13 protein-coding genes are annotated in these 13,295 nt (G+C 72.4%); 4 read left to right on the top strand and 9 right to left on the bottom strand.

What is annotated here, in order from left to right:
- The first annotated feature begins 60 nt into the window (after positions 1-60).
- Positions 61-945 carry an RNA polymerase sigma factor SigJ gene (gene sigJ, locus ACWDLG_RS07765; RefSeq protein WP_449917124.1) on the top strand — a complete coding sequence of 295 codons (885 nt, stop codon included), beginning with the start codon at positions 61-63 and terminating at the stop codon, positions 943-945.
- A 54-nt stretch (positions 946-999) separates the two neighbouring features.
- Here sigJ and ACWDLG_RS07760 read toward each other — a convergent pair whose 3' ends face one another.
- Positions 1,000-1,785 (bottom strand): SAM-dependent methyltransferase, encoded by a 786-nt coding sequence (locus tag ACWDLG_RS07760; protein ID WP_449917123.1) that lies wholly within the window; start codon positions 1,783-1,785, stop codon positions 1,000-1,002.
- A gap of 19 nt (positions 1,786-1,804) precedes the next feature.
- Here ACWDLG_RS07760 and ACWDLG_RS07755 point away from each other — a divergent pair, with 19 nt between their 5' ends.
- The gene (locus tag ACWDLG_RS07755; RefSeq protein ID WP_449917121.1) at positions 1,805-3,040 is read left to right on the top strand and encodes an alpha/beta fold hydrolase; all 1,236 of its coding nucleotides are present in this window, start codon (positions 1,805-1,807) and stop codon (positions 3,038-3,040) included.
- Here the strand turns inward: ACWDLG_RS07755 and ACWDLG_RS07750 are convergent.
- The 6 genes from ACWDLG_RS07750 to ACWDLG_RS07725 all read right to left on the bottom strand — a co-directional run bounded on the left by ACWDLG_RS07750 (position 3,037) and on the right by ACWDLG_RS07725 (position 9,373).
- Entirely contained in the window at positions 3,037-4,449 is a 1,413-nt protein-coding gene (locus tag ACWDLG_RS07750) for an ATP-binding protein (protein WP_449917118.1), read from the bottom strand. The two genes, ACWDLG_RS07755 and ACWDLG_RS07750, sit on opposite strands and share 4 nt — an antisense overlap.
- Positions 4,446-6,095 carry an FAD-dependent oxidoreductase gene (locus ACWDLG_RS07745; RefSeq protein ID WP_449917116.1) on the bottom strand — a complete coding sequence of 550 codons (1,650 nt, stop codon included), beginning with the start codon at positions 6,093-6,095 and terminating at the stop codon, positions 4,446-4,448. The genes ACWDLG_RS07750 and ACWDLG_RS07745 overlap by 4 nt, the downstream gene beginning before the upstream one ends.
- A gap of 66 nt (positions 6,096-6,161) precedes the next feature.
- Complete coding sequence (locus ACWDLG_RS07740; RefSeq protein WP_449917115.1) at positions 6,162-6,899, bottom strand: SDR family oxidoreductase; 738 nt, start codon at positions 6,897-6,899, stop codon at positions 6,162-6,164.
- 10 nt (positions 6,900-6,909) lie between these two features.
- Positions 6,910-7,956 (bottom strand): serine hydrolase domain-containing protein, encoded by a 1,047-nt coding sequence (locus ACWDLG_RS07735; protein WP_449917113.1) that lies wholly within the window; start codon positions 7,954-7,956, stop codon positions 6,910-6,912.
- The gene (locus tag ACWDLG_RS07730) at positions 7,953-8,852 is read right to left on the bottom strand and encodes an RNA polymerase sigma-70 factor (RefSeq protein WP_449917110.1); all 900 of its coding nucleotides are present in this window, start codon (positions 8,850-8,852) and stop codon (positions 7,953-7,955) included. The genes ACWDLG_RS07735 and ACWDLG_RS07730 overlap by 4 nt, the downstream gene beginning before the upstream one ends.
- A 137-nt stretch (positions 8,853-8,989) precedes the next feature.
- Complete coding sequence (locus tag ACWDLG_RS07725; protein WP_449917107.1) at positions 8,990-9,373, bottom strand: SSI family serine proteinase inhibitor; 384 nt, start codon at positions 9,371-9,373, stop codon at positions 8,990-8,992.
- Positions 9,374-9,458: 85 nt separating this feature from the next.
- Here ACWDLG_RS07725 and ACWDLG_RS07720 point away from each other — a divergent pair, with 85 nt between their 5' ends.
- Positions 9,459-10,100: a ThuA domain-containing protein gene (locus ACWDLG_RS07720; protein WP_354906799.1), complete on the top strand. Its 642-nt coding sequence runs from the start codon at positions 9,459-9,461 to the stop codon at positions 10,098-10,100.
- Here ACWDLG_RS07720 and ACWDLG_RS07715 read toward each other — a convergent pair.
- Positions 10,072-10,716: a MerR family transcriptional regulator gene (locus ACWDLG_RS07715; protein WP_449917104.1), complete on the bottom strand. Its 645-nt coding sequence runs from the start codon at positions 10,714-10,716 to the stop codon at positions 10,072-10,074. The genes ACWDLG_RS07720 and ACWDLG_RS07715 overlap by 29 nt on opposite strands.
- A gap of 369 nt (positions 10,717-11,085) precedes the next feature.
- Between ACWDLG_RS07715 and ACWDLG_RS07710 the strand changes: the two genes are divergently transcribed.
- On the top strand, positions 11,086-12,147 hold the full coding sequence (locus ACWDLG_RS07710) for a thiolase C-terminal domain-containing protein (protein WP_449917575.1): 1,062 nt from the start codon (positions 11,086-11,088) through the stop codon (positions 12,145-12,147).
- A 135-nt stretch (positions 12,148-12,282) separates the two neighbouring features.
- Here the strand turns inward: ACWDLG_RS07710 and ACWDLG_RS07705 are convergent, their stop codons facing one another.
- Positions 12,283-13,233 carry an N-acetylglucosamine kinase gene (locus tag ACWDLG_RS07705; protein ID WP_449917101.1) on the bottom strand — a complete coding sequence of 317 codons (951 nt, stop codon included), beginning with the start codon at positions 13,231-13,233 and terminating at the stop codon, positions 12,283-12,285.
- Positions 13,234-13,295 lie beyond the last annotated feature (62 nt).

Here is a 13,295-nt window from a genome sequence, read left to right as displayed (position 1 = left end):
CATCCACCGGGTTCCAGGGGTCTACCGTTACGACACCCCGCATGGAAGGAACGTGACACGGTGGACGAGCGCGAACGGCTGAGCGAGCGGTTCGAGGAGCACCGGCCTCGGCTGCGAGCGGTGGCCTACCGGATGCTCGGCTCGGTGAGCGAGGCCGACGACGCCGTCCAGGACACCTGGCTGCGGTTCAGCCGCGCCGACACCGGCGATGTGGAGAACCTCGGCGCGTGGCTGACGACGGTGGCGGCGCGCGTGTGCCTGAACGTGCTGCGCTCGCGTGAGCAGCGCCGTGAGGACCCCCTCGACGTGTCCATGCCCGACCCGATCATCGGCTCCGCGTCCGTGATCGACCCGGAGCGGCAGGCGATGCTGGCCGACTCGGTCGGGCTGGCGCTGCTGGTGGTCCTGGAGACGCTGTCACCGGCCGAGCGGCTGGCGTTCGTGCTGCACGACATGTTCGCCGTGCCGTTCGAGGAGATCGCCCCGATGATCGAACGGTCGCCGGCGGCGGCACGGCAGCTCGCGAGCCGCGCCCGCCGCCGCGTCCAGGGGCAGGCCCCGGCTCCCGACCCCGACCTCGGCCGCCAGCGTGACGTCGTCGACGCCTTCTTCGCCGCCGCCCGCGACGGCGACTTCGAGGCGCTCGTCGCCGTGCTCCACCCCGACGTCGTGCTGCGCTCCGACGGCGGCCTCGCGCGGGCCCGCCACACCGTCGTGTTCACCGGCGCGCGGACCGTCGCCGAGCAGGCGGTCACGTTCGGGAAGCTGTCGCCGTTCGCCCGCCCGGCGCTGGTCAACGGGACGGCCGGCGTCGTGGTCGCCGCCAACGGCCGGCCGCTGTCCGTCATGGGCTTCACCGTCACGGGCGGGCGGATCGTGGCTATCGACGTGCTGTCCGACCCCGAGCGGCTCCAGCGGCTCGACCTGACGGCCCTGGACGGCTGACGTCTCCGCCGGCCGTCTCCGCCGGCGGGCGCCTCGGCGCTCGCCGGCGGGTGGTCAGCCCTTGCGGCCCACCCCGCCGAGCAGGTAGTCGCCCACGCCCTGCAGCGGCGCCAGCTCGGCCACCTCCGGCCGCCATTCGGCCACGTTGACCAGTCCGGGCTCGACCAGCTCCAGGCCGTCGAAGAACGGCGTGACCTCGGCGCGGTCGCGCAGCCTGATGCCCGCGGTGGCCAGGTCGTAGACCGAGGCGATGTCCTCCGACTCCACCGGACGGTTGGGGCAGGCATGCGAGAGCACCAGGTAGCTGCCGGGCGCCATCCGCTCCTTCAACCTGCCGATGATGCGCTCGGGGTCGTCGGTGTCCTGCACGAAATGGAGCACGGCCACGACCAGGATCGCGACCGGCTCGTCGAAGTCGAGCAGCCGGCGCGCCTCGGGGCTGTCGAGGACGGCCTCGGGCAGGCGCAGGTCGCCCTGCACGACGTCGACCCCCTCGGCGCCCGACAGGATGGCCCTGGCATGGGTCAGCACGATGGGGTCGTTGTCCACGTAGACCACGCGAGCGTCCGGCCCTGCCACCTCGTGCACGTTGCCCTGGGTCGGCAGGCCGGTGCCGATGTCCAGGAACTGCCTGATGCCCCGCCCGGCCAGGAACCGGACGGCGCGCTGCATGAACGCGCGGTTCTCCCTGGCGGCCTGCCGCGTCTCCGGGACGACGGCGAGCACCTTCTCGGCGGCCTCCCGGTCGGCCCGGAAGTTGTCCTTGCCGCCGAGGTAGTAGTCGTACATGCGGGCCACGCTGGGAATGTGAGGGTTGATGCCAGGGGGAGCCTCATCCATGAAATGTGATCATAGGGGAGTGAATGTCACTCTGCCGGGCCTGCGAGCCACCGATCACGAGTTCACCGTCCCGCTCGACCACGCGGACCCGGACGGCCCCACCATCACGGTCTTCGCCCGCGAGATCGCCGATCCGGCCCGCTCGGGTCTGCCGTGGGCGCTGTTCCTGCAGGGCGGGCCCGGCGGCCGGTCGCCCAGGCCCACCGGGCCCGCGCACTTCGCGCACATCCTGAAGACCCACCGGGTGCTCCTCCTCGACCAGCGCGGCACCGGCCGCAGCACCCCCGCCGACGCCTCCTCACCCGAGAAGCCCGACGACCTGGCCGCCTATCTCAGGCACTTCCGCGCCGACGCCATCGTCGCCGACTGCGAGCACATCCGCGCGAAGCTCGGCATCGAGCAGTGGGAGACGTGGGGGCAGAGCTACGGCGGCTTCGTGACCCTCACCTACCTGTCGCAGGCGCCCGCCGCGCTCAGGGCCTGCCACATCACCGGGGGCCTGCCGGGGCTGGAGGCGACCGCCGACGAGGTCTACACCCGCACCTACGCGCGGGTGCGCGACAAGGTCACCCGCTACTACCGGAGCTTCCCCGAGGACGCCGAGAAGGTGCGGCGGATCGTCGCCCACCTCGACGAGTCCGAGGTGCTGCTGCCGGACGGCGACCGCCTCACCTCCAGGCGCTTCAGGACGCTCGGCCTGCGCCTCGGCACCGGCGACGGCGCCGCCTCGCTGCACTGGCTGCTCGACGACGCCTGGGCCGGCGGCCGGCTGTCCGACGCCTTCCTGTACGAGGTCATGACCGCGACGGGCTTCGTGGGCAACCCGCTGTACGCGGTCCTGCACGAGCCGATCTACGCCCAGGGCGCCGCCACCTCGTGGGCCGCGGCCAGGGTGATGCCGGAGGACTTCGCCGCCCCCGAGATGTTCACCGGCGAGATGATCTACCCCTGGATGTTCGACGAGATCCGCTCGCTGCGGCCGTTCAAGGAGGCGGCCGAGCGGCTCGCGTCCTACACCGACTGGCCCGCCCTCTACGACCCGGAGCGGCTGGCCGGCAACCAGGTGCCCGTCGCCGCCGTCGTCTACCACGACGACATGTACGTCGACGCCGGCCTGTCGCTGGAGACGGCAAGCCGGGTCGGCAACACGCGCGCGTGGGTGACCAACGAGTTCGAGCACGACGGCTTCAGGGTCGCCGCCGACCGCGTGGTGCCGCGGCTGACGGACATGATCGCCGGTCGGTGCCAGGGCTAGGCGGGGGTCTCGCGGAGCGGTAGCCGTACCTCGAACCAGGTGTCGCCGGGCACCGATCGCACCTTCAGCTCGCCGTTGTGGCGGCCCGCCACGATCCGGTAGGAGATGTCCAGCCCGAGCCCGGTGCCCTTGCCCACCGTCTTGGTGGTGAAGAACGGCTCGAAGATGCGCTCCTTGATCTCGTCGGGCACGCCGGGACCGGTGTCGCCGATCTCGATGATCGCCTCGTCCTCGTCGTGGGCGGTGCGGATCGTGAGCGTGCCCTCCTCGCCCATGGCGTCGAGCGCGTTGTGGATCAGGTTCGTCCACACCTGGTTGAGCTCGCCGCCGTAGGCGGGGATGTCCGGCAGGGTCCGGTCGTAGTCGGTGACCACGGACACGCCGGGCGGGATCTTCCCCCTGAAGATCGCCAGCGTGCTGTCGAGCAGGTCGTGCACGTTCAGCACGCTGTACGGCGCGCGGTCCATCTGGGAGTACTGCTTGGCGGAGTCGAGCAGCGATGTGATCCGCTCGGTGGCCTCGGTCACCTCGCTCAGCATCTGCGAGATCTCCGTGGCCTGCGACAGCCAGCGCAGCGCCACGCCGGCGTGCTCGTCGCCCACCTTGGTGCGGATCCTGTCCAGCGTGTCGAGCGTGAACCCGGCGTTCACCAGCGAGGGAGCCAGCTCCCACGCGTCGTCGACGCCCATCTCCTCCAGCGCCTCACCCACGGTGTCCTCGGCGTCGGAGATCTCCAGCGGGGACCGAGGGGGCAGCGTGCCGACCGCCTGCGCGCAGGCGTCGGACAGCTCGACCAGGTGCAGCAGCTTCTGCGGCGGTATCCCGTGGGCCGCCAGCTCGGCCAGCTGGACGCGGGAGGCCCTGATGCTGGTCCGCAGCTCGCTCACGGCGCGCACGGCGGCCGCCGCGGGGTTGTTCAGCTCGTGCGTGAGGCCCGCGGTGATCGTGCCGAGCGCGGTGAGCCGCTGGCGCCTGTCGATGATCTCGCGCGCCGCCCGCCCGCCGTACGTCATGCCCTCCAGCAGGTGGAAGGCCATGGGGAACCACTCGGTGACGATGTGGCCGAACTTCTTGGCCGGCAGCACGAACAGGCGAGACGGCGCGGTGGCGCGCAGCGAGTGCTGGTAGACGTCGGGCGCGCGGTTGCCCAGGTAGGCCTGGACGGCACCGGCGTAGACGCCGGGCTGGGAGGTGCGCGGCTGGGCGACCGGCCCCGCGCTGGTGTCGGTCAGCATCTGCACCTCGCCCTCGATGAGGACGAAGAAGTGCTCGGACGGCTCGCCCTGCCGCAGGACGAAGGAGTCCCTGTCGTAGGAGCGGACCTCGCCCTTGGTGGCCAGCAGGGTCAGCTGCTCGTCGGTCAGCCGCTCGAAGAGGAAGAGCTTGCGCAGTTCGTCTATGTCGATCATTGCTTCTCCATGTAGCGGTGCACCAGAGCGACGGCCATCGCGCCCTCGCCCACGGCGGAGGCGACCCGCTTGATCGAGTCCGCGCGCACGTCTCCCGCGGCGAACACGCCGGGGACGTTGGTCTCCAGGAAGTACGGCTGGCGCCGCAGCGGCCAGTTGCGCGGCCGCTCGCCGGACGCCACCAGATCGGGCCCGGTGATGACGAACCCCTTGGCGTCGCGCTCGATGCCGTCGCCCAGCCAGGTCGTGTACGGCTCGGCACCGATGAAGACGAACAGCCACTGCGCGTCGGCCGACCACTCCTCGCCCCTGGTGGTCAGCGTCAGCCGTTCGAGGTGGTCGTCTCCGGAGCCGGCGGTCACCTCGGTCTCGTAGTGGACCTCGATGGTGGGGATCGCGGCGATCTGCTCGATGAGGTAGTGGGACATGGACTTCTCCAAACCGTCACCCCTCACCAACAAGTGGACCTTGCTGGCGAATCCCGCCAGGTAGACGGCCGCCTGCCCGGCCGAGTTGGCCGCGCCGACGATGAAGACCTCGCTGTCGCGGCAGGAGGGCGCCTCGGTGAGCGCGGCGCCGTAGTAGACGCCCCTGCCGACGAAGTCGTCGAGCCCCGGCGCCTCCAGCCTGCGGTAGGTGACGCCGGTGGCGAGGATGACCGCGTGCGCCGCGATCTGGCCGCCGTCCCTGAAGCCGACGACCCTGGCCTGGCCCTTGGCCTCCAGGCTCATGACCTTGCGCGCGGTCAGCAGCTCCGCGCCGAACTTCAGCGCCTGCCTGCGGGCCCGGTCGGCCAGCTGGGCGCCGGAGACGCCGTCGGGGAAGCCCAGGTAGTTCTCGATGCGCGAGCTCTGCCCCGCCTGGCCGCCCGAGGCGTGCGCCTCGACCAGCACCGTGCGCAACCCCTCCGACGCGCCGTAGACGGCGGCGCCGAGGCCCGCGGGCCCGCCGCCGATCACGATGAGGTCGTAGAAGTCGGTGGACGGCGTCGTGGACAGGCCCACGGCCGAGGCCAGCGTCGACTGGTCGGGCGCCTGCAGCTGCTCGCCCTCCGCGGTGATCACCAGCGGCAGGTGGCAGTCGCCGCCGACGGCCGCCACCAGCTGCTGCCCCTCGGGGTCTTCGGCGAGCATCCACTGGTAGGGGACGTGGTTGCGGGACAGGAAGTCACGCACCCGGTAGGAGTGGGCCGACCAGCGGTCGCCCACGACCTGCAGCTCGGCCTTGACCTGCCGGTCGGTGCGCTGCCACGCGTCGAGCTGGCCGTCGATCACCGGGTAGAACTTCTCCTCCGGCGGATCCCACGGCTTGAGCAGGTAGTGGTCGAGGTCGACCACGTTGATCGCCTGGATGGCGGCGTCGGTGTCGGCGTAGGCGGTCAGCAGCACCCGGCGCGCGAACGGGAACATGTCCATCGCCGCCTCGAGGAACTGCACGCCGTTCATCTGCGGCATCCGGTAGTCGGCGAGGATCGCGGCCACTTCGTCGCCGCGCAGGCGCATCTCGCGGACCGCCTCGATGCCCTGCTCGGCCGTCTCTGCGCGCACGATGCGGTACTGCTGGCCGTACTTCTTCCGAAGGTCGCGGGCGACCGCCCTCGACACGCCCGGGTCGTCGTCGACCGTCACGATGACCGGCTTGTCCATGCCCCCGTCCTTCCCTTTCGCTTCTACACGAAGGATGTCATGGGTTGGCGGGTGCTGGATCTGCCGTCAGGCCACCACCCTGCTCTCCCCGCCGTCGACCAGCAGGGACACGCCGTTGACGAAGGACGCCCTGTCGCTGGCCAGGAACGCGATCACGTCGCCGACCTCCTCGGGGCGGCCGATGCGGCCGAGGGGCGTGCTGCCGGTGTGGCCGAGCGAGCGCAGCCGCTCGGTGTCGATCGGGCCCGGGCACACGTTGTTCACCAGGACGCCGTCCTCGCCGACCTCCCTGGCCAGGGACCGCACCACGCCGGCGACCGCCGTGCGGGTGGCGTTGGACAGCGCCAGCCCGTCGATCACCTCGCGCACCGACCTGCTCGTCACGGCGACGATGCGGCCCCAGCCGCGCGAGCGCATGTCGGGCAGCACCGCCCGCATCAGGCGCACCGTGCCCAGCAGGTTGCGCTGCACGGCCACCTCCCAGTCGGCCAGGCTCACCTCGACGAAGGTGCCCGCGGGCGGCCCGCCCGCGTTGGCGACCAGGATGTCGATCGGCCCCAGCACCTCGCGCGTCTCGGCCACCACCCGCTCGGCCGCGGCGGGGTCCTCGACGTCGGCGAGGACGGCGTGCACCACGTGGCCGAACTCCTGCAGCTCCACCACCGCGTCGGCGAGCCGTTCGGGGCTGCGCGCGCAGACGCACACGTCGCAGCCCTCCCGCGCCAGCGCCTTGGCGGCGGCCAGCCCGATGCCCGCGCTACCACCGGTGACCAGTGCGACCTTGCCCGAGATGCCGAGATCCATGACAGCGAGACTACCGATCGCAGAACTGGGTCGCCGCGATCTCCATCACCTGCTCGGTCGACGGGTTGCGGGCCGCCGGGTTGATCGACAGCGTGAGCGAGCGGCCGTCGTCCGAGCGGAAGGCGAAGGTGAGGTAGCCGATCAGCTCGCCGCTGTGCCCCCAGACTTTCGTGCCGCACGGCAGCCGGTAGGCCTGCAGGCCGAGGCCGTAGTCGAAGCCGGCGCCCGTGGGCACCGCGGTGCGCATCGCGGCCAGGGAGGCGGCGCTGGTGAGCTTGCCGGTGAGCAGCGCGTCGAAGAAGCGGTCCAGGTCACGCGCCGTGGAGATCATCTCGCCGGCCGCCCAGTCGAGCGAGGGGTTCATGAGCGTGGCGTCGACCAGGTCGCCGCCCGGCAGCGGCTCGTAGCCGCGGGCGTGCGGCTCCGGCAGGCCCGGCCGGTCGCCTGGCACGCTGGTCTGCCGCAGCCTGAGCGGCCGCAGGATCCTGCGCGCGACCTCCTCCCCGTACGGCCGGCCGGTCACCTTCTCCACCAGCAGCCCGGCCACGACGTAGTTGGTGTTGGAGTAGTGCCATCTGCCGTCGTCGGGCAGCTTCCTGGCGAAGGCCACCTTCAGCAGCGCGGCGGGGGAGTAGTGGCGGAAGCGGTCCTTCCCGCGCCAGCGGTTGGTGGAGTACCCGGGCTCGCTCATGTAGTCGTGGAGGTGGCTGGTGTGGTCGAGGATCTGCCGCACGGTGATCCGCCCGCCGTCAGGCACCTGACCCGGCAGGTACCGGTCGATCGGGTCGTCCAGCGCGACCTTCCCCTCGTCCACCAGCTGCAGGACCACCGTGGCCACGAAGGTCTTGGTGACGCTGCCGATCCTGAAGTGGCCCTCGGGGGCGGCGGGCCGTCCGGACCTGAGGTCGCGCACTCCGGCGGCGCCCGCCCACGCGGTGCGCTCGTCGCTCAGCCGCACGAGGGCGGCCGTCTTCGGCAACGCCTCCAGCCGCTCCTGCACCGCCGCACCAGGGAGGGTCACCACAGCCGCCATCAGCAGGTTCATCAAAGAGATCATGTGGAAGACGGTAGGGAAGGAGGTGGTGCCCCGATAATGCGGTTTTCCTCCTGGTCGCCCTGCGGGAAACCGCGGAGCTTGTCGGGGTTCATCACGGTGTAGATGCCGTGGACCAGGCCGTCGCGGACGTCGACGAAGGCCACCTGGTCCCGTCCCCCGACCGTGAGCCGGAGCGCGGGAGCGCCGTTGGCCTCGACGATCCCGCCCTCGAAGGCGTACCGGTCGGTGAGCCCGGTGAGGAAGGCCAGCACCTTGTCGCGGCCGTGGATCGGCCTGAGCGCGGCGCGGACCCTGCCGCCGCCGTCGGTCCAGATCGCCACGTCGTCGCTGAGCATCGAGGTGAGCGCGGACAGGTCGCCGCCCTGCGCGGCGTCGAGGAAGCGGCGCAGCAGCCTGGCGTGCTCCTCGGTGCTCGGCTGGAAGCGTCCGCGGCCCTCGGCCAGCCGTACGGAGGCGCGGTGGTGCATCTGACGGCAGTTGGCCCGGCTGGCGCCGACGATCTCCGCGATCTCCTCGTACGGCAGGTCGAACGCCTCCCTGAGCACGAACACCGCCCGCTCCGGCGGGGACAGGCGCTCCATCAGGTGCATGGTGGCGTACGAGAGGGTGTCGCGCAGCTCGGCCGTGTCCAGCGGGCCCACCTCGGCGGTCGGCGCGGGCTCCGGCAGCCATGGACCGGTGTAGGCCTCCCGTCTGACCCGCGCGGACCTGAGCTGGTCGAGCGCCAGCCGGGACACGATGGTCACGAGGAAGGCGCGCGGCTCCTCGACCCTGCTCTGGTCGGTGCCGCTCCAGCGCAGCCAGGCTTCCTGGACGATGTCCTCGGCGTCCCACATGCTGCCGAGCAGGCGGTAGGCGAGCCCCAGCAGCATCGGGCGGTATGTCGCGAAATCCACGGTTCGAATCATGCCGGGTCGTCTCTCCGCGGCCGTCCGGCCATCACGGGCCGTCCCTACGCGGATCGTCTCCCCGGAGGTGCCCGGAGGCGCGGGCGACGGGGGCGCCGATCCTGCGCGCGAAGGCAGGCCCTCGGCTACAGGTCGAACACCGACCCCGTGGCCAGGAGCATCTCGCAGCGGTTGCCGAAGGTCCGCTCGAAGTGGACCGACGAGCCCTCCCACCACCCGGTCAGCTCGGCCACGCGCGGGTCGTACTCCCTGGTGCACATGCCCTGCTCGGCGGGATGGTGGGCCAGGTCGCCCTCGACGGTCTCCAGCAGGGCGCAGGAGGTGGCGGCCTGCGGATGGGCGCCGCCCTCCGGGGCGCAGGTCAGGCTCACCACGCGGGTCCATCCGTTGGGGACGGTGACCTGGACGATGAAGAGCGCTCGCGAGGACGAGGCGGGCGCGGCCGAGGCGGTCGCGGAGGTGGCGATCAGGGCGGCGGTGGCGAGTGCCGCGATCTTGACGAATCTCATGCCGGGATGGTGCCCAAGATCGAGTTTTCCCCCGGCCAGCGAACGGCCATGGATTTCCCTCGGCGATCCGTGATGAAGTCGTGATGTGGCGAGAAATCTGATTCTCTCAGGAGGCCTGTTCCACGACTTCGACGCCACGTCGGCCGCGCTCGCCGGAGTGCTGGCCGACGTCGGGGTGGAGTCCGACATCACCGACGACATCGCGGGGGCGCTGGGCGAGCCGTCGGAGTACCAGCTCATCACGGTCAACGCCCTGCGCTGGCGGCAGAAGGGCTTCACGCTGCCCGCCGAGGCCCGCACCACGCTGCTCGACCACCTGGAGCGGGGCGGCGGCCTGCTGTGCATGCACGCCGCCTCCGTCTGCTTCGACGACTGGCAGGGCTGGCCGCGCGTGCTCGGCGCCCGGTGGGTCTGGGGCGCCTCGCACCACCCGCCGCTCGGCTGGCAGAGCGTCCGGGTCCTCGGCGGTCACCCGATCGTCGAGGGGCTGCGCGACTTCGACCTGGTGGACGAGGTCTACAGCGACCTGGAGGTGCTGCCCGACGTCCACCCGCTGGCCTCCGCGCTGGGCCAGCCGATGGTCTGGGCCCGCCCGGTACGGCGCGGCCGGGTCGTCTACGACGCCCTCGGCCACGACACCCGCTCCTACGACAACGAGGTGCACCGCACGCTGCTCAAGCGGGCGGCGCTGTGGCTGCTCAAGCGCCCTTTGGTGCTGGGGGACTGACCTTCAGCCGGCGGGCCGACTCCGACTCCTGTGCCAGGCGGCGCAGCACGTCGAAGGCCTTGCCGTACAGCACGGTGCCGAGGACCAGGGCCTCCACGGCCGCGTCGCGCGGGCCGTCCAGCGGGATGGTGTCGAGCTCGACCTCGGTGACCAGCTGGTGCGCGGCGCGGGCGTAAGGGCTCAGGTCGGTGCTGAGGCCGAGCTGGCGGAGCTTGACGAGGGTCTGGGCCAGCTCGTCGCGGCCGGGGGCGGTCATGGACACCTGCCAGCCGAGGTCGTCGATCATGCGGTCGGCCTGCTCGCGGGCGGCGGTCCACTCCTCGCCCTCGCCCGCCTCGACGGTGGGGCTGATCGCGTAGTGCGCGGTGCCGAGCATGTAGTGCACGGGCAGGCTCTCGTCGTCGACCGCGTCGATCACCTTCTTGATCGAGGTGATCGGCAGGCGGCCCACCTCCAGCAGCGCTCTGATCAGCCGCAGCCTGCGCAGGTGCGACTCGTCGTACTCGGCGCGGGTGGCCGCCACCTGCTCGCCCGGGTGGAGGAGGCCTTCCCGCAGGTAGTACTTGATGGTGGCGATGGGCACGCCCGACTCGGCGCTCAGCTGGGACATCCGCATACTTGGATAGTACTACTACCCAACATGGCCACATCCGTTCCCCATCATGCCCGGATCGGGGCGGCGTCTCACCTCCTGTCCGGTGAACCTAACAAGCGCTTGCCTAACATGGTGGGCCGCACTAGCGTGACGGGCGGGGCGATCTCCCGTCGCGACGCCACCCGCGACCGGACCACGGGACCGCCGCCCGCCGTCCGGATCGCGCCCCGCCGGCGGGCGGCATTCCCCGCCGACCGGGGCGCCGGCGGCGGGGCGCGGTGGGCGCGGAGCACGGCGGGCGCGGAGCACGGCGGGAGGACGCGGCGGCGGGCCAAGGCGACGGGTCACGGCGGCGGGTCACGCGACGGGCCACGGCAGATCGGGAGGAGCATGCGCGGCAGGATCGCCGGGATCGGGATGACGTCCCTCAGCCGGGCCTCCGGCCGGACGGAGCTGGCGCTGGCGGTCGAGGCGGCCGAGCTGGCCTGCGCCGACGCGGGACTCGACCCCCGCGAGATCGACGCCCTCCTGAGCTACCACCTCAACGACTCCGCGCCCGTGGTGCAGGTCGCCAGGGCGCTCAGGATCGACCGCCTCGGCTGGCACAACGACATCTCCGGCGGCGGTACCCAGGCCGCCTCCGTCCTCGGCGACGCGGCGATGCTCATCGAGTCGGGGCTGGCACGCCACGTGCTGGTCTACCGCGCGCTCAACGGCCGCTCGGGCAGGCGCATGAACACCGTCTCGACCGGCCCGCAGGAGCGCTTCACCATCCCCTACGGCATGGCCGGCCCCATCCCCATGTTCGCCATGGCCGCCACCCGCTACCTGCACGACACGGGTCTCGCGGCGGAGCACCTGCACGCCGTCGTCGCCCAGTCCCGCGTGAACGCCGCCGCCAACGAGCGGGCGCTGCGCCGCGACCCGCTCACGTTCGAGGCCTACCTGGACGCGCCGCTCGTCTGCAGCCCGCTGCGGACGGTCGACTGCTGCCAGGAGACCGACGGCGCCTGCGCGCTGGTCGTCAGCGCGGCGCTGCCGGGGCCGCGCGTCCACGCCGTGGTGCGGGGCGGCGGGCCCGGCTGCTCGGCGATGGACCGCTCGCCGGACGTCACGGCCGTCTTCTCCGCGTACGTGGCCCCCATGCTCTGGGCCGCGTCCGGCATGCGGCCCGCCGATGTGCGGGCGGCGTTGCTCTACGACGCCTACTCGTGGCTGGTGCCGCGCCAGCTGGAGGACTTCGGCCTGGTGGGACGGCCTGACCTCGGCGCCTACCTGCTGGCCGGGCGGCACGCGTGGGTCAACCCGCACGGCGGGCTGCTGTCGGAGGGGTACGTCCACGGGCTCAACAACGTGGCCCAGGCCGTCCGGGAGGTGCGGGCGGGCGCGGAGGTCGCGCTGGTGACCGGGTTCGGCGGCTCGTACGGCAGCGCCGCCCTCCTCACCGCCTGACCGGCCCCGCACGGGCCGGCTGAAATGCCGGGCGGTCTCCCGACACGGACGGGGGTGTCCGGGCCGGAAACCGGGCACGGACCAAGGCAGGGCGGGGCGGACCAGGGTACGGGGCGGAACAGGGCGTGGGGAGGTTCAGCCGGTGAAGGCGGCGTGCCGGTCGGCGGCCTCGGCGGCCGGCAGCAGCGGCAGGGCGGCCAGCCATGCGGCGGCTCCCGCCCCGTCGCGGGCCGTGCTGATCTCGGCGTCCCACCGCCGCTCCAGCTCCGCCCGTACCGCGTGCCGTACCGGGCCTTCGCTGGTCAGCACCGAGCCCGCCAGCACGATGGGCCCGCCGTCGTAGACCCTGGCCACGGTCTCGGCGAGGTGCGCGGCGGCCCGCTCGGCGATCTCGACGGCCATCGGGTCGCCCGCGCTCGCGGCCTGGCTGACCAGGGCCGACAGCGGGCCGAGCGAGGTGCGGTCGGCCTGGGCGAGCCTGACGACGCGCTCGGCCTCCCTGCGAGGGGTGGGCCCGCGGTCGTCGCCGAGGAAGCGGGCCACGACCAGTTCGGACAGCAGCCCGCCCCGGTCGCCGCGGTCGAGCGCGTGGACGACGGCCTTGGCCGCCTGCCTGCCGATCCAGAAGCCGGAGCCCGCGTCACCGAGCAGCCAGCCGAGCCCGTCGGACAGCGCGTCGAGCTCGTGCCCGGTCACGCGCGCGGCGACCGCTCCGGTGCCGGACAGCAGCAGCGTGCCGGACGGCGCCGCCGAGCCCGCCGCGTAGGCGATCGGCACGTCGTTCACGAGCCGGGGACCCGCGGTGATCCCGTGGCCGGCCCACAGCTTGCCGAGGGCGGCGCCGAAGTCGGTGACGTTGCCCGCCACGCCCGCCAGCGAGCGCGACACCCGCGCGGGGTCGACGCCTTCCAGGGCCTCGGCGAGCGCCGCCCCGATCGCGGCCGCCGCGGCCTCGACGCCGTGGGCGCTGGGGTTGCCGCCGCCCGCCTTGCCGTAGCCCAGCCTGGTGCCGTCGAGCGTGTGCACGGCCACCCGGGAGGACGTCGCGCCCGCGTCGACACCGACCACCACGTCACCGTGTTTCACGGCCCACCCACCTACTCGCTCTCGCCGCCATCGGGCACCGGTCAGGACTTCGTCACAGGAAG

This window comes from Nonomuraea sp. NPDC003727 (assembly GCF_053586935.1).
Note: the sequence above shows the minus strand (reverse complement) of the source record. Positions and strands in the feature narration are given on the sequence as shown.

Excerpts from the sequence above, each read along its gene's own strand:
- ACWDLG_RS07750 (WP_449917118.1), bottom strand. The coding sequence starts at position 4,449 with ATGATCGACATAGACGAACTGCGCAAGCTCTTCCTCTTCGAGCGGCTG.
- ACWDLG_RS07715 (WP_449917104.1), bottom strand. The coding sequence starts at position 10,716 with ATGCGGATGTCCCAGCTGAGCGCCGAGTCGGGCGTGCCCATCGCCACC.
- ACWDLG_RS07710 (WP_449917575.1), top strand. The coding sequence starts at position 11,086 with ATGCGCGGCAGGATCGCCGGGATCGGGATGACGTCCCTCAGCCGGGCC.
- ACWDLG_RS07725 (WP_449917107.1), bottom strand. The coding sequence starts at position 9,373 with ATGAGATTCGTCAAGATCGCGGCACTCGCCACCGCCGCCCTGATCGCC.
- ACWDLG_RS07740 (WP_449917115.1), bottom strand. The coding sequence starts at position 6,899 with ATGGATCTCGGCATCTCGGGCAAGGTCGCACTGGTCACCGGTGGTAGC.
- ACWDLG_RS07760 (WP_449917123.1), bottom strand. The coding sequence starts at position 1,785 with ATGGATGAGGCTCCCCCTGGCATCAACCCTCACATTCCCAGCGTGGCC.
- ACWDLG_RS07745 (WP_449917116.1), bottom strand. The coding sequence starts at position 6,095 with ATGGACAAGCCGGTCATCGTGACGGTCGACGACGACCCGGGCGTGTCG.
- ACWDLG_RS07735 (WP_449917113.1), bottom strand. The coding sequence starts at position 7,956 with ATGATCTCTTTGATGAACCTGCTGATGGCGGCTGTGGTGACCCTCCCT.